This is a genomic window from Streptomyces sp. AcH 505 (assembly GCF_000818175.1).
In the GTDB taxonomy this organism is placed as follows: domain Bacteria; phylum Actinomycetota; class Actinomycetes; order Streptomycetales; family Streptomycetaceae; genus Streptomyces.
The window spans coordinates 6,451,889-6,467,583 of record NZ_JTIY01000001.1 but is presented as its reverse complement, the minus strand read 5'-3'; the positions used below and the strand labels follow the sequence as shown (position 1 = coordinate 6,467,583).

The following is a 15,695-nucleotide window of genomic DNA, read 5'->3' as shown; positions in this document are numbered from 1 at the left end:
CCCGCACCTCGCCGCCGCGTACGACCAGTTGAGGCTCGTCCACGCCCAGCGCCCGGCGCGGCAGGGCGGCCGGCGTCTCGGGGTCCAGGTCGACCAGACCGAACCGGCCGGGGTGCTCCGTCTGCGCGGAGCGGATCAGGCCCCACACCGACGCGGCGGCCACATCACGGCCACCGACGGCGCCCCGCGTCACGAACACCAGTCGCGCTCCGGCGAACCGCTCGTCGGCCAGCCAGGCCTGCGCCGTCGCGAGCGCGTCCGCCGCCAGCGTGTGGGCGGAGTCCGCCGCGTTGTCGGTCATGTCGCCGGTGACAGCGGTCAGTACGACGTCCGGGACCGGCGAGTCCGCCGCCGCCAGGGAGGGCAGATCGGGGTGGGTCACGGCGGTGCCCGCCGCTGCCAGGTCGTCGGCGAGCCCGAACACGTCGGTGCCGACCAGGGCCACCCGTCCGGGGTCCGTCGTGCCGGTCCGTACCGGTATCCAGTCGAGACCGAACAGCGCGTCCCTGCCCACCAGGGCGACGGCGCCGAACTGCTGCGCCGCGACGGGCCGCAGCACCAGCGCCTCGACGGAGACGACCGGCCGGCCCGATGTGTCGGCCACGGCGAGCGACACCGCGTCCTCGGCGGCGGGGGTCAGCCGTACGCGCAGCGCGGAGGCGCCGGTCGCGTGCAGCGACACGCCCTCCCAGGAGAAGGGCAGCCCGCCCTGGCTCTCCGTGCCGAGCTGTGCGAAAGCGGCGGCGTGCAGGGCCGCGTCGAGCAGCGCCGGGTGCAGTCCGAACGCGTCGGCCTCGGCCTCGCCGCCCTCGGGCAGCACGACCTCGGCGTACACCTCGTCGTCCCGGCGCCAGACGGCCCGCAGGCCCCGGAAGACCGGGCCGTACTCGAAGCCCTCGTCGGCCAGTTGGGGGTAGAGCCCTTCGATCGCCACCGGTTCGGCGCCGGCCGGGGGCCAGACGTCGGTGTCGAGGACGGAGCGCTCGTCGCCGATCTCACCGACGGCGAGCACACCGGTGGCGTGCCGGGTCCAGGCGCCCTCGTCGCTTCCCTCGGGGCGGGAGTAGACGTTCACGGTGCGGCGGCCCGAGTCGTCGGGGTTGCCGATCCACAACTGGACCTGGACCGCGCCCTGTTCGGGAAGGATCAGCGGCGCCCCCAGGGTCAGCTCCTCGACCCGGTCGCAGCCGACCTCGTCGCCCGCCCGGACGGCCAGCTCCAGGAACGCGGTGCCGGGGAGCAGTGTGGTGCCGCGCACGGCGTGGTCGGCGAGCCACGGGTGGGACTGGAGCGAGAGCCTGCCGGTGAGCAGGACCCCGTCGGAGTCGGCCAGTGAGACGGCGGCGGAGAGCAGCGGGTGGTGGGCCGCGCCCAGTCCGGCGGCCCGCAGGTCGGCGGTGTGTCCCTGGCTGCCCTTGGGCCAGTACCTGCGGCGCTGGAAGGCGTAGGTGGGCAGGTCGGCCCGGCGGGCGCCGGTGCCTTCGAAGTAGTCGTCCCAGCGGACGGCGACACCGCGCACGTGCAGACCCGCGAGGGCCGTGGTGACGGTGTGGGTCTCCGGGCGGCCGGCCCGCAGTACGGGCAGTGCGGTGGCGCCGTCGGCCGCGGCGGCCTCGATGCCGTCCTCGGTCATGGCGGACAGGACGCCGTCGGGGCCGAGTTCGAGGAAGGTGGTGACGCCGTGGCCGAGCAGCCAGTCGACTCCGTCCGCGTACCGTACGGCGCGTCGGACGTGGTCCACCCAGTAGTCGGCGGAGGTCACCTGTGCGACGGTCGCGGGCTCACCGGTGACGTTGGAGACGAACGGCGTCAGCGGGGCCTGGAGGCTCAGTCCTTCGACCACGGCGCGGAACTCCGCCAGCATCGGTTCCATGAGCGGCGAGTGGAAGGCGTGCGAGACCCGGAGCCGCTTGGTCTTGCGCCCTTCGGCCTCCAGCCGTGCGGCGATCTCGCCGACCGCCTGCGCGTCACCGGAGAGTACGAGGGCGGCGGGGCCGTTGACGGCCGCGAGGGAGACCTGGTCCTCGTGTCCCGCCAGCAGTGGCGCGACCTCGTCCTCGGTGGCCTGTACGGCGACCATCGCGCCGCCTGCGGGCAGGGCCTGCATCAGCCGGCCGCGGGCCGCGACGAGGGCGGCGGCGTCGCCGAGGGAGAGCACCCCTGCCACATGGGCGGCGGTGATCTCGCCGATCGAGTGACCGGTCAGGTAGTCGGGCTTGATGCCCCAGGACTCCACGAGCCTGGCCAGGGCGACCTCGACGGCGAACAGGGCGGGCTGCGCGTACTCCGTACGGTCCAGCGCTTCGGCGTCCTCGCCCCACAGCACGTCGCGCAGCGGCCGGTCCAGCCGGTCGTCCAGCTCGCCGAGCGCAGCGTCGAGGGCTTCGGCGAAGACCGGGAAGCGGCCGTACAGTTCCCGGCCCATGCCCAGGCGCTGGGAGCCCTGTCCGGTGAAGAGGAACGCCAGTTTGCCGTCGCCCTGGGTCGCGCCCCGCACCAGGTCGGCCGCCGGTGTGTCCTCGGTGAGTGCGGTCAGTCCGGCGAGCGCGGCGGCGCGGTCGGCGGCCAGGATCACGGCGCGGTGCTCGAAACCGGCCCGGGTGGTGGCCAGCGAGAAGGCCGTGTCGACCAGCGGCGTTGCGGGAGCGGGTTCCGCCTCCATCGCGGCGAGCAGTGCGGCGGCCTGGGCGCGCAGCGCCTCGGGGGTCCGCCCGGACAGCGGTACGGGTACGACACCGGGCTCGACGGTGGGTTCGGTGTGCGTACTGCCCGTGGCGTCGGTGTCAGCCGCTCCGGTGTCCGCGGCCTCGGGTTCGGGTGCCTGTTCGACGATGGTGTGCGCGTTGGTGCCGCTGATGCCGAACGAGGAGACGGCGGCGCGCCGGGGCGCCCCGGTCTCGGGCCAGGCGGTGTTCCGGTCGAGGACCTTGACGGCGCCCTGTGTCCAGTCCACGTGCGAGGAGGGCTCGTCGGCCAGGAGTGTGCGCGGCAGTACGCCGTGCCGCATCGCCATGACCATCTTGATGACACCGGCGACACCGGCCGCCGCCTGGGTGTGGCTGATGTTGGACTTGACCGAGCCGAGCAGCAGCGGACGGCTCGCGTCGCGGTCGCGCCCGTACGTCGCCAGCAGGGCCTGTGCCTCGACGGGGTCGCCGAGCGTGGTGCCGGTGCCGTGCGCCTCGACGACGTCGATCTCGTCGGCGGAGAGCCGGGAGTTGATGAGGGCCTGCTGGATGACGTCCTGCTGGGAGGGGCCGTTCGGCGCGGTGAGGCCGTTCGACGCGCCGTCCTGGTTGACGGCGCTGCCCCGCACGACGGCCAGGATCTCGTGGCCGTTGCGCCGGGCGTCGGAGAGCCGTTCCAGTACGACGATGCCGACGCCCTCGGCCCAGCCCGTGCCGTCGGCGGAGTCGCCGAAGGAGCGGCAGCGTCCGTCGGCCGAGAGGCCGCCCTGCCGGCTGAACTCGACGAAGGTACCCGGGCTCGACATGACGGTGACACCACCGGCCAGCGCGAGGGTGCACTCCCCCGCGCGCAGCGCCTGTGCGGCGAGATGGATGGCCACCAGGGACGACGAGCAGGCGGTGTCCACCGTGACGGCGGGGCCGACCGTGCCGAACGAGTAGGAGATCCGGCCGGACAGGACACTGCCCGTGTTGCCGGTGAGCTGGAACCCTTCGGCGCCGTCTGCGGGCCCGACCCGGTAGTCCTGGGCCATCGCGCCCATGAACACACCGGTCTGGCTGCCCTTGACCGAGGTGGGGTCGATGCCCGCGCGCTCGAAGGCCTCCCAGGCGGATTCGAGCACGACGCGCTGCTGCGGGTCCATCGCGACGGCCTCGCGCGGCGAGATGCCGAAGAAGTCGGCGTCGAAGTCGGGCGCGTCGTGCAGGAAGCCGCCGGAGGTCGTGCTGGACGAGGCGAGCGCCTCGGCGTCCCAGCCACGGTCGGCGGGGAACTCGGTGATGCCGTTCTCGCCGGCCTCGACCATCCGCCACAGGTCTTCCGGCGACGACACACCGCCGGGGTAGCGGCAGGTCATACCGACGATGGCGATCGGCTCCCGGGCCGACGTCTCCAGTTCGGTCACCCGCTGGCGCGTCCGTCGGAGATCGGCGGTCGCAAGCTTGAGGTAGTCCCGGAGCTTCTGTTCGTTGTCCATCTCAACTCAACCCATCTCGACAGCCAGCGACCGAACATGAATCACGCCGGACATCACACGCTCGTCGTCCAAAGCAATAAATGAAAAAGCCACATGGCTTCACAGCGGATTACGGAGAAGCCATGTGGCGAGTGTCGTCGCGACCGCGACAGGAATTCCCTAGTCCTGCCCGGTTTCCCGGACCACTACCAGCTGGAGGCCAGCAGAAGGTCCCCGTACTGGTCCTCCCGGTGGACCTGCGCGAGGTCGGCGTCGACCATCATGTGCATCAGTTCCGGGAAGTCGACGCTGGGTTTCCAGCCGAGCCTGGTCTGCGCGTGCTTGCTGTCGGCGCAGAGGATCTCCACCTCGGCGGGGCGCACCAGACCGGGGTCGATGACCACGTAGTCCTCCCAGTCGAGGTCCACGTGCTCGAAGGCGATCCGGACGGCGTCGGAGACCGAGTGCATGCTGCCGCTGCCCACCACGTAGTCGTCGGGGTCGTCCTGCTGGAGCATGAGGTGCATGGCGCGTACGTAGTCGCCGGCGAAGCCCCAGTCGCGTACCGCGTCGAGGTTGCCCAGGTGCAGTTTGTCCTGGAGCCCCAGCTTGATCCTGGCGACCGCGAGGGAGATCTTCCTGGTCACGAACTCCGAGCCGCGGCGCGGGGATTCGTGGTTGAAGAGCATCCCGGAGACCGCGTACATGCCGAAGGACTCACGGTAGTTGCGGGTGATGAAGTGCCCGTACGCCTTGGCGGCGCCGTAGGGGCTGCGCGGGTGGAAGAGCGTCGTCTCCCGCTGCGGCGTCTCGGCCGCCTTGCCGAACATCTCCGACGACGACGCCTGGTAGAAGCGGATCTGGCCGGCGTTCGCCGCGGTGCGGGAGCTGTTGAGGCCGCTCACCATGCGGATCGCCTCCAGGACCCGCAGGACGCCCATTCCGTTCACCTCGGTGACCAGTTCGGCCTGCTGCCACGACATCGGCACGAACGAGATGGCACCGAGGTTGTAGACCTCGTCGGGCTGGACCGTGTCGACGGCGGACACCAGGCTGCCCTGGTCCATGAGATCGCCCTCGACGAAGGACAGATCCGAGACGAGCTTGCTCACCCGCGACTTGCGCGGGTTGGCCTGGCCCCGGATCAATCCCCATACCTGGTAGCCCTGCGAGAGCAGGTGCTCGGCCAGATACGATCCGTCCTGCCCGGTAATTCCGGTGATCAGCGCGCGCTTGGACATTCCAACCCCTTCTCGACCACGAGAGACCGCCCAAACGCAGAGCTAGGTCGACGACCTTGCATCGAATACGCTTCTGTCCGGACGATAGACATCGGAACGCTCGCAAGCCGCCGACCTCGGTGTCAAGAAATCCCCGGCATACTAGGGAATTCCTGAGTGCGACCGCCGGCAAGAAAGCAAGAAACCGAGAACACTAGTGATTTTCGGGCCTCCGGTGCGGTGCACTGGATGCGTCGGCGTCCGGGCCGGCTCTGTCAACCGGAGTGTCATTCCGTGCTGTTCGGACTCCTGCGCATCCATATACGTCCCCACCGGGGAGCGGCGGCTCTGCTGGTCCTTTTGCAACTGGCCCAGATCCTGGCGACGTTGGTGCTGCCGACGCTGGGCGCGGCCCTCATCGACAACGGTGTGGTCCGGGCGGACAGCGGCTACATCACCCGGGTCGGGGCGGTCATGGTCGCCGTGGCCCTCGTCCAGATCGTCTCGGCCGTCGGCGCCGTGTCGCTGGGCTCGCGCACCGCGATGGCGATGGGGCGTGACATCCGCTCCGTCGTCTTCCGCCGGGTGCTGGACTTCTCGGCGCGCGAGGTGGGCAGGTTCGGTACGCCCTCGCTGATGAACCGTACGGTCAACGACGTCCAGCAGATACAGACCCTGGCCGTCTCGGGTTTCGGCATCGTGGTGTCGGCGCCGCTCATGTGCCTGGGCAGCATCGCGCTGGCCCTCCAGCAGGACGTGCCGCTCGCCCTGATCCTGGTGCTGCTCGTGCTGGTCGTCGGCGTCGCCTTCGGTCTGCTGCTGGCCCGGATGGGCGTGCTCTACGAGCGGATGCAGACCTACCTCGACCGGCTGGGCAGACTGCTGCGTGAGCAGATCACCGGCGTACGGGTGGTGCGTTCCTTCGTCAGGGACGACTACGAGCGCGCGCGGTTCACCCGTACCAACACCGAACTCTTCGACGTCTCGCGGCGCGTCAGCCGTCTCATCGCGACCATGCTGCCCGTGGTGCTGCTGCTCATGAACGTGTTCATGGTGGCCGTCCTGTGGGTCGGCGCCCACCGGATCGACGCGGGGTCGATGCGGATCGGCGCGATCAGCGCGTTCCTCAGCTATCTCTCGCTCATCCTGATGTCGGTCGTGATGGTCGCGTTCGTCTTCCTCTCGGTGCCCCGCGCGAAGGTGTCCGCCGGCCGCGTCCAGGAGATCCTCGGTACCCCGACGAGCGTCACGCCGCCACCGGACCCGGTCGGCGCCTCCCCCTCGGCCGCCGGTCAACTCGTCCTGCGCGGGGCGGAGTTCCGCTACCCGGGTGCGGAGAAGCCGGTGCTCCAGGGGATCGACCTGACCGCGGGGCCCGGCGAGAGCGTGGCGATCCTCGGCAGCACCGGCAGCGGCAAGACGACCCTGCTCAATCTGGTGCTGCGGCTGTTCGACGCGACCGACGGGTCGGTGCGCGTCAACGGCGCCGACGTACGGGAGCTGGACCCGGACACGCTCAGCCGGGCGGTCGGCTTCGTACCGCAGAAGCCGTACCTGTTCTCGGGCACCGTCGCGAGCAATCTGCGCTTCGGGCGCCCCGACGCCACCGACGAGGAGCTGTGGGAGGCCCTGCGGGTCGCCCAGGCCGCCGAGTTCGTCCGGCGGCTGCCCGGCGCGCTGGACGCCGAGATCTCCCAGGGCGGCACCAATGTGTCCGGTGGGCAGCGGCAGCGGCTGGCCATCGCGCGCACCCTGCTGCGCCGGCCCGACATCTACCTCTTCGACGACTGCTTCTCGGCGCTCGACTACGCCACGGACGCGGCGCTGCGGACCGCCCTCGCGCCGGAGACGGCGCGGGCGACCGTGATCACCGTCGCCCAGCGGGTCGACACCGTACGGACCGCCGACCGCATCGTGGTCCTGGACGAGGGGCGCGTCGTCGGCACCGGAACCCACGCCGAACTGCTGCGTGACAGCTCGACCTACCGCGAGATCGCGCTCTCCCAGCTCACCGAAGAGGAGGCCGTCGATGGTCTCGCCCGGCAGCCGTAACGCGTCCGATGCGCACGCATCCGAGACACGCGAACCCGAGAGGCGGCAGCCCGAGGCCACCGGGGCGGGGCGGCGGCTCGTCGGGCTGCTCCGGCCGCACCGCTCCCGTATCTCGCTGGCGCTCGCCCTGGGCATCGGCGGCATCACCCTCAACGCGTTCGGCCCGCTGCTCCTCGGCAAGGCCACGGACCTGATCGTGGACGGCACCGTCGGCGGCGCCCCGGGCGGCGCGGCCGGCTCCGGAACACCCGGGGTCGACTTCGGCGAGGTCGGCCGGGTGCTGCTGCTCCTGCTCGTCCTCTACGTCGCGGCCTCGCTGTTCATGCTCGCGCAGGGGCGGCTGATCGCCGCCGTCGTGCAGCGGGTCGTCTTCGACCTGCGGGAGAAGGCGGAGGACAAGCTCGGGCGGCTGCCGCTGCGCCACTTCGACCGCCATCCGGCGGGCGAGGTGCTGAGCCGCGCCACCAACGACGTCGACAACCTCCAGCAGACCCTTCAGCAGACCCTCGCCGAGCTGATCACCTCGGTCTTCTCCGTCGTCACCATGCTGATCCTGATGCTGGTCATCTCGCCGTCACTGGCGCTGGTCATGCTGGCGAGCGTGCCCGTCTCGGCGGTGCTCGCCGCCTGGATCAGCAAGCGCGCCCAGCCCCGGTTCGCCGACCAGTGGGCGGCCACCGGCTCGATGAACGGGCATGTCGAGGAGATCTACACCGGCCATTCCCTGGTCAAGGGCTTCGGCAGGCGCGCACAGGCCGAGGAGCGGTTCGACGCGCACAACGAGGCGCTGTACCGGGCGGGCAGGAAGGCCCAGTTCGCCTCGGGCACCATCGAGCCGTCGATGATGTTCATCGCCAACCTGGGCTATGTGGCCGTCGCCGTGGTCGGTGCGTGGCAGGTGGTGCACGGCTCGCTGAGCCTCGGGGACGTCCAGGCGTTCATCCTGTACTCCCGCCAGTTCAGCCAGCCGATCGTGGAGGTCGCGAGCGTGGCGGGCCGCCTCCAGTCGGGAATCGCCTCGGCGGCACGGGTCTTCACCCTGCTGGACGCGGACGAGCAGCACCCCGACCCCGCGCACCCGCACACGCCCGAACGGGCCGCGGGGCGCGTCCGGTTCGACCGTGTCTCGTTCCGCTACTCCCCCGGCACGCCGCTGATCGAGGATCTGTCGCTGACGGTGGAACCAGGCAGCACGGTGGCGATCGTGGGCCCGACGGGTGCGGGCAAGACCACACTGGGCAATCTGCTCGTCCGGTTCTACGAGCTCGGCGGCGGGCGCATCCTGCTCGACGGTGCGGACATCGCGTCCATGACCCGCGACGACCTGCGCTCCCGGTTCGGCCTGGTCCTCCAGGACACCTGGCTGTTCCGGGGCACCATCGCCGAGAACATCGCGTACGGCCGGGCCGGCGCGACGCGCGACGAGATCGTGGCGGCGGCCCGCGCCACCTGCGCGGACCGGTTCATCCGTACGCTGCCCGACGGCTACGACACCGTGCTGGACGACGAGTCGGCAGGCGTGAGCGCCGGCGAGAAGCAACTGATCACGGTGGCACGGGCGTTCCTCGCCAAGCCGGCGGTGCTGCTGCTCGACGAGGCGACCAGTTCGGTCGACACCCGTACCGAAGTGCTCATCCAGCGCGCGATGAACACCCTGCGCGAGGGCAGGACCAGCTTCGTCATCGCGCATCGGCTGTCCACCATCCGTGACGCGGACGTCATCGTGGTGATGGAGTCGGGCCGCATCGTCGAGCAGGGCACCCATGACGATCTGATCAGGCGTCAGGGAGCCTACGCCCGCCTGCACGCCGCGCGCGCCCACGACGCTTCCGGTGTGCGGACGGACGCTCCGGCGGATCAGTCCCGGTCGGCCGTGGCGACGCGGCCGGCGTAGCGCCGGCTCCAGGTGGTGTCCTCGTCCACGGTGACGACCACGTCGTAATAGCCCTCCTGGGTGGGCCAGGTGACGGTCCTCGTGCGGCCGTGGGCCACCGTGATCCGCTGGGTACGGCCGAGGTAGTCGTTGGCGGTGAGTACGTAACGCACCGGCGCCGCGCCGTCGTTGTGCAGCGTGAGCTTCACCTCGGCGTCGTGCTTGCCCTTGGCCCGCACCAGGTCGGCCTCCACGCGCGGCAGGCCGCCGTCGTGCTTGTGTGCGGGCGCGACCCGGCCGGCGAAGGAGCGTACGAAACCGTCGTTGGAGTAGATCGAGAACGCGTACGCGCCGTCGGTGGCCCCGGCGTCCCAGGTGTACTCGCGCGGCTCGCGGGCGGTGACGGTGAACGGCGTGCTGGAGAAGGGCCGGTACTTGTCGGGGAAGACCTGGAAGCTCAGGGCCTTGCCCTTCGGGCCGCCGGTCAGCGTCATCCTGGCGGTGACCGTGCCCGCGGCGCGGTCCTCCGAGATCGTCGCGTGCGGGTGGAAGCCCAGCGGGCGCGGCGTCATGTGGCCCGCCGCGATCGACACCGGCTGCTCGGCGAGCGGGTCGGGGAAGGCGGCGGGGCCGGGCTGCGGGTGGGCGAAGTCGAGGGCGCTGGTCAGGTCGCCCGCGACCGAGCGCCGCCAGTCGCTGATGTTGGGGCAGCGGAACGGCTTGCCGAGGTGGGCCGCCCAGGTCTCCAGGAACGTGATGGTCGAGGTGTGGTCGAAGACCTCGGACGCCACGTGCCCGCCACGGGTCCACGGCGAGACCAGCAGCATCGGCACCCGGGGCCCGAAGCCGAGCGGGTAGTCGCCGACGTACTCGCCCGCCGTGCCCGGCTCGGGCCACGGCGGCAGGACGTGGTCGAACTTCCCGTCGTTCTCGTCGTAGTTGAGGATGAAGAGGGTGTGGTTCCAGATGTCAGGGTTGCTCTGCAGGCTGTCGAGCACCTTCTTGACGTAGCGCTCGCCGTGCAGGGTGTCCGCGCTCGGGTGCTCGGACCAGCCGTACGGCGCCACCAGCCAGGAGACCGCGGGCAGCGGATGCTCGGCGCCCGGCCGGCAGGCGTCGTGGAAGTTCTTGAGCACCGCGTCGAGGTTGGCGTCCGAGTCGTCGTTCGGGGCGGTCATGCCGGCGTAGTACGTGGCGTTGCCGCGCCAGATCAGCCCGGTGCCCGGCCGCAGCTTCGGGTCGTCGGCGCTCAGCCCGGCCGGCTCGAACCCCTTGAAGTACTTCAGCTCGTTGTCGCCGTAGTCGCCGACCCAGCCGCTGAGGTAACCCTGCCGCCCGTCACCGCTGTTGTCGGAGTAGAGCCGCCAGTCGATGCCGGCCTGCTGGAGCTGCTCGGCCACCGTGATCCAGGGACGGGAGTAGTTGGACTCGTCCGTGTTGCCCGTCTCGCTGTTGGCGGTGCCGCTCCACAGATACTTCCGGTTGGGGTCGGTGGGCCCGAACTCGGAGCAGAAGTTCTGGTCGGCGACGGTGTACTGGGCGGCGACCGAGTGGTAGAAGCCCATGTAGCCGTCGCTGTGGTAGTTCATGGCGCTGGCGCCGTTGTGCTGCACCCACTTGTCCCAGGTGCGGTGACCGACGTCGCCCCAGGCTCCGTGGTCGTTGCCCCAGGCGCCGTCGTCGACCTGGGGCGAGACGGTGTTGCCCTTGCCGTCCTTCTGCTGGAAGACGGTGGTGCCGTCCTGGAACCGCAGCGCCTGCTTGTCGTTGAAGCCCCGTACGCCGGGGAACGTGCCGAAGTAGTGGTCCTGGGAGCGGTTCTCCTGCATGAGGATGACGACATGCCGCAGGTCGGACAGATTGCCCTTGAAGCCCTTCGGCAGGACGTACCGCTGCTTCGTGCCGGCGTACGCGCCGCCCGCCCCGGCGGTCCCGCCGAGTACGAGCGTTCCGGCGGCGACCCCCGTGCCCTGGAGGAACCGGCGGCGGGTGGTGCCGCTCGGCGCGTCGAATGTGCCTGCGGTGTCGGACTCGGGCGTCGTGGGTGTCGGACCGGGGGCCATGGAGGCTCCTCCCATGCGTGGGGGCAGTCGGGTTCGGGGACAGTCGGGACAGGTGCTGCGACCCGTTCATCGAAGCAAGTGGACACCAACACCGTGTGAACGCGGGCTGAGCGGTGATCACTCCGGGCGGCGGTCCGGGGTAACTCCTGCGGGTTACACGCATTGTTCGTAGCGTGTTCAGCCCCTGGTCGCCGGGGTGCCCGATGCTTCGCCGGGAGCGTGAGCGCGCTCCTCGCCTGCTCGATCCCCGACATGAGGAGCGGCCATCGTGCGTACGCACTGGCGTAGTCAAGCCCCCGTCACCGCCGTTGTTCTGACCTTCCTGGCCCTCGGCCTGTCCGGTGCGCCTGCCTCGGCACAGACCCAGGCCCAGGCCGCCCAGGCCGCCCAGGCCACGGTTCGGATCAACGAGGTCGAGTCGAACAACGGCAGTCCGGGTGACTGGGTCGAGATCGTCAACACCGGTTCCGCGGCGGTCGACGTGTCCGGATGGCTCGTCAAGGACAACGACGACGACCACTCGTACAAGATCGCCAAGAAGACGACGCTGGCCGCCGGCGCTTTCCTGGCGCTGGACGTCGACCCGTCGTTCGGCCTGGGCAGCGAGGACTCGGCGCGGCTGTACAACGGCTCGACGCTGGTGGACTCCTACAGCTGGGACGACCACGCCGACACCACGTACGGCCGCTGCCCGGACGGCACCGGCGCGTTCACCACCACGACCACGCCGACCAAGGGCAAGGCGAACGCCTGCGGCACGACCGGCGGGGGCGGCGGCCAGCCGGTCCACGGGGCCTGGCCGGGCGGTTCGGCCGTGACCAACGCCGACGGCTCGAACGTGTTCGGGGAGAACCTCAGCGGGCTGTCCTTCGAGAGCAGCGGCGTCCTCTGGGCGGTGAACAACGGCCCGAGCAAGCTCTACCGGCTGGTGCCCAACGGCTCGACCTGGCGCCCCGACACGACCGGTGGCTGGTCCAAGGGCAAGGCCCTGCACTACCCGGGCGGCAGCGGCGACCCCGACGCGGAGGCCGTGGTCAGCACCCCCGAGGGGCTGTTCGTCGCCACCGAGCGCGACAACGACAAGGACTCCACCAGCAAGCCCGAGATCCTGCGCTTCGACGGCTCCGCCACGTCGTCCTCGCTGAACGCGACCGCGGAGTGGAACCTCACCTCCGACCTGCCCTCGCTCCCCGAGAACGGCGGGTTCGAGGGGATCTCGTGGATCCCCGACTCGTTCCTGACCGCGCACGACTTCCGTGACGAGCACACGGGAGCGGCCTACGACCCGGCGTCCTACCCGGGCCACGGCAGCGGTCTGTTCTTCGGCGGTGTCGAGGACAACAGCACGATCTACGCGTACGCCCTCAACCAGTCCGGCGGCGGCTTCACCCGGATCGCCACCGTCGCCAGCGGCCTGTCGGCCGTGATGGAGCTGGAGTTCGAACCGGCCACCGGGCATCTGTGGGCGGTCTGCGACGACTCCTGCCAGGGCCAGAGTTCGGTCCTCGACATCAACGCCCAGGGCCAGTTCGCAGCGACCGCGGTGTACGACCGCCCCTCGGGGATGTCGAACTACAACAACGAGGGCTTCGCCGTCGCCCCCCAGTCGGCCTGCGTCTCCGGCCACAAGCCGGTCGTCTGGTCCGACGACGCCGACGACGGCGGCCACGCGCTGCGCGCCGGCACGCTGAACTGCACCGCCTGACACGTCGACACGGGGTGGGGCGGCCGGTTTCCGCCCCGCCCCACCGGGCACCGGCACCACATGGACCGTAAAGAGGCGGAAAAGGCCCTGCTCGACGGCCTCAAAGTGGATGACAGCAGACCCGAGCAGCCGGTCCTCCTGGACGAGCACGGCCGGACGATCGGCACCTGGCGGGAGAACCACCCCTACGACGAGAAGGTCTCCCGCAAGGACTACGAGCGAAGCAAGCGCATCCTGCAGATCGAGATGCTCAAACTCCAGCGCTGGGCCAGGGACAGCGGCGCGCGCGTCATGGTGGTGTGCGAGGGACGGGACGCGGCGGGCAAAGGCGGCACGATCCAGCGCTTCACGGAGCGGCTGAACCCGCGCGGGGCCCGGGTGGTGGCTCTCGACAAGCCGACCGACCGCGAATCCGGCCAGTGGTACTTCCAGCGTTACGTGGCCCATCTGCCCGCGCGCGGAGAGATCGTCTTCTTCGACCGGTCCTGGTACAACCGGGCGGGCGTGGAGCGCGTCATGGGGTACTGCAGCCAGGAGCAGTACGAGCTGTTCCTCACGCAGTGCCCCGGCTTCGAGCGGATGCTCGTCGACGAGGGCATCGTGCTGGTGAAGTTCTGGTTCTCCGTCTCCCGCAGCGAGCAGCGCACCCGCTTCGCCATCCGCCAGGTCGACCCGGTACGCCAGTGGAAGCTCTCCCCCACCGACGTGGCGTCCCTGGACCTCTGGGACGCGTACACGACGGCGAAGGTCGACATGTTCCGCGCCACCGACACCGACCGCGCCCCGTGGACGGTCGTCAAGAGCAACGACAAACGCCGGGCGCGGCTCGAAGCGATGCGCAGTCTGCTGTTCCGCATCGACTACGCCAACAAGGACGCCGAGGCGGTCGGCGAACCCGACCCCCGGATCATCGGCCCGGCCAACACCCTTCTGGAACCGGGCGAGGAGGACACCAGCCTCTCCCCCACGGTCCTGACGGAACGCACGGAAGGCCCGGGCGACCACCCCACCGACCTCACCTGACGCCTGGCCCGGTGACCGTTGGAACTTCCCGTTGCGAAGAGGGACATTGATGGCAAAGAGATCCGCCGGCCCGACCGGCCAAGGGAGTTCACCACGCGGGCGCGGCGTAGCGGGGGCGCTTCGGTGGTATGCGGGGGCGCCTCGGCGTACTGGTGCGCGGGTGGTTCGTCATTGCGTCCGGGGGATCGCCTCGTCCGGTCCCGAGCGGGACGACCTGTTGCTTCAGGCGAAGGGCGTCGTGGCGGCGGTGGCCGCGTGGATGCTGGCCAAGTGGCTGCTGCCGCCGACGGTGACCACGTTCGCGCCGTTCACCGCCCTGCTGATATTGCAGGTCACCCTCTACAAGTCGTTCCGCGACTGCGTCCAGTACCTGACCGCGATGGTCCTCGGCACCGCGCTCGCCGCCGGCCTCGGGGAGACGGTCGGGGTACACGCGTGGAGTCTCGCCGTACTCATCCTCTGCGCCCTCGCGATCGGCAAGACCCAGCGGCTGGGGTACCAGGGGACGCAGGTGTCGGTGATCGGCATCTTCGCCTTCTCGGCGGGGCACGGCAGCATCGCGTACATCGGTCATCTGGTGGCGTCCGTGACGCTCGGCGCGGCCTGCGCCATCGTCATGCACCTGACCCTCGCCCCCGCCCGGCGCACCGGCCGGTCCGAGCAGGTCGTCGAGACGCTCTCCGCGCGGGCCCAGCACGTCCTCGTCACCATCGCCACGGCGACCGCCTCGGCGGAAGGCCTCGACGAGAAGGACCTTCAGGACTGGAACGACCAGTGCACGCTGATCTCCGCCGACGCCGCAGCGGCCCTGCGTGTCATCGACGAGGAGACCGAGAACTCCCGGCTGAATCCGCGCCGTTCACTGCCCGACGCCCGTCGGCTGCTGGTCCGCGCCCCGTCCGCCATCACCGTCGTCGACAGGGCTCTGTGGCACATCCAGTCCATCGTCCGGAGCCTGTCCTACGCCGCCCGCACCGGGGACTACGACCTGCTGCCACGCGAATTCCTCGACGACTACGGCGACTTGCTGCGCCGCTCGGCGGACATCCTGGACGAATTCATGCGGCGGCAGCACGATCCCGCCGACCTCGACGCCGCTCTGCGCGAGGCCGACGACCGGCGCCAGGCCCTGGAGAGCAGCAGCCACCACGGGCGCTTCGACTCACCCGCACAGACCGCCTTGCGCGGCTCGCTCGTCACCGACATCGGCCGGCTGCTGCACGAACTGCGGCAGACCGCTGAGCGGGGTACGCCGACGGGGCCCGGCGGAAGGTGATTCCGCCGGACCCCGGGTTTACTGAAGGGTGCCGTCACTCGGCAGGACAGGACCCTTTTCCCATCGCTCAACAACCGCGCAGGGTGCGGTTCTTAGAAGTAGTGTTTACGCCCACCGACCTTGCGTCCCGTCGAGCCAAGGATCCACAGGACCGCGCCGACCACTACAAGGATGCCGCCGACGGTCGTCAGCAGCGAGACACCGACCAGCAGGCCGATTATGAGCAGAATGACGCCAAGGACAATCATTTCAATTCCGATCTTCACGTCTCTTCGGTGCGTACAGATCCTCATTCCGACGGATCCGCAGCACCCTCTTCCCGCGTTGTCTCCGTGTGCC

At 70.3% G+C, this 15,695-nt stretch carries 9 protein-coding genes; 5 read left to right on the top strand and 4 right to left on the bottom strand.

Annotated elements, in window-relative coordinates; genetic code table 11:
- Both HY68_RS45630 and HY68_RS28730 read right to left on the bottom strand, forming a co-directional pair.
- On the bottom strand, positions 1 to 4,165 hold a 4,165-nt coding region (locus HY68_RS45630; RefSeq protein ID WP_041997459.1), incomplete at its 3' end, for a type I polyketide synthase.
- A 185-nt stretch (positions 4,166 to 4,350) separates the two neighbouring features.
- On the bottom strand, positions 4,351 to 5,385 hold the full coding sequence (locus tag HY68_RS28730; protein WP_041994261.1) for a GDP-mannose 4,6-dehydratase: 1,035 nt from the start codon (positions 5,383 to 5,385) through the stop codon (positions 4,351 to 4,353).
- Positions 5,386 to 5,658: 273 nt separating this feature from the next.
- Between HY68_RS28730 and HY68_RS28725 the strand changes: the two genes are divergently transcribed.
- Both HY68_RS28725 and HY68_RS28720 read left to right on the top strand, forming a co-directional pair.
- A complete protein-coding gene (locus HY68_RS28725) occupies positions 5,659 to 7,416 on the top strand; it encodes an ABC transporter ATP-binding protein (protein WP_041994258.1) in 1,758 nt (585 codons plus the stop codon).
- On the top strand, positions 7,394 to 9,310 hold the full coding sequence (locus HY68_RS28720) for an ABC transporter ATP-binding protein (protein ID WP_078863841.1): 1,917 nt from the start codon (positions 7,394 to 7,396) through the stop codon (positions 9,308 to 9,310). Before HY68_RS28725 ends, HY68_RS28720 begins: the two co-directional genes overlap by 23 nt.
- Here the strand turns inward: HY68_RS28720 and HY68_RS28715 are convergent.
- A complete protein-coding gene (locus tag HY68_RS28715) occupies positions 9,274 to 11,352 on the bottom strand; it encodes an alkaline phosphatase family protein (RefSeq protein WP_041994255.1) in 2,079 nt (692 codons plus the stop codon). The two genes, HY68_RS28720 and HY68_RS28715, sit on opposite strands and share 37 nt — an antisense overlap.
- Positions 11,353 to 11,620: 268 nt before the next feature.
- Here HY68_RS28715 and HY68_RS28710 point away from each other — a divergent pair, with 268 nt between their 5' ends.
- The 3 genes from HY68_RS28710 to HY68_RS28700 all read left to right on the top strand — a co-directional run bounded on the left by HY68_RS28710 (position 11,621) and on the right by HY68_RS28700 (position 15,356).
- Entirely contained in the window at positions 11,621 to 13,057 is a 1,437-nt protein-coding gene (locus tag HY68_RS28710; protein ID WP_078863840.1) for a lamin tail domain-containing protein, read from the top strand.
- Between the two features lie 60 nt (positions 13,058 to 13,117).
- Positions 13,118 to 14,080 (top strand): polyphosphate kinase 2, encoded by a 963-nt coding sequence (ppk2, locus tag HY68_RS28705; protein ID WP_041994253.1) that lies wholly within the window; start codon positions 13,118 to 13,120, stop codon positions 14,078 to 14,080.
- A gap of 160 nt (positions 14,081 to 14,240) precedes the next feature.
- Positions 14,241 to 15,356: an aromatic acid exporter family protein gene (locus HY68_RS28700; protein ID WP_041994250.1), complete on the top strand. Its 1,116-nt coding sequence runs from the start codon at positions 14,241 to 14,243 to the stop codon at positions 15,354 to 15,356.
- Between the two features lie 92 nt (positions 15,357 to 15,448).
- Here the strand turns inward: HY68_RS28700 and HY68_RS42305 are convergent, their stop codons facing one another.
- Entirely contained in the window at positions 15,449 to 15,604 is a 156-nt protein-coding gene (locus tag HY68_RS42305; protein ID WP_107070236.1) for a DUF6131 family protein, read from the bottom strand.
- Between the last annotated feature and the right edge of the window lie 91 nt (positions 15,605 to 15,695).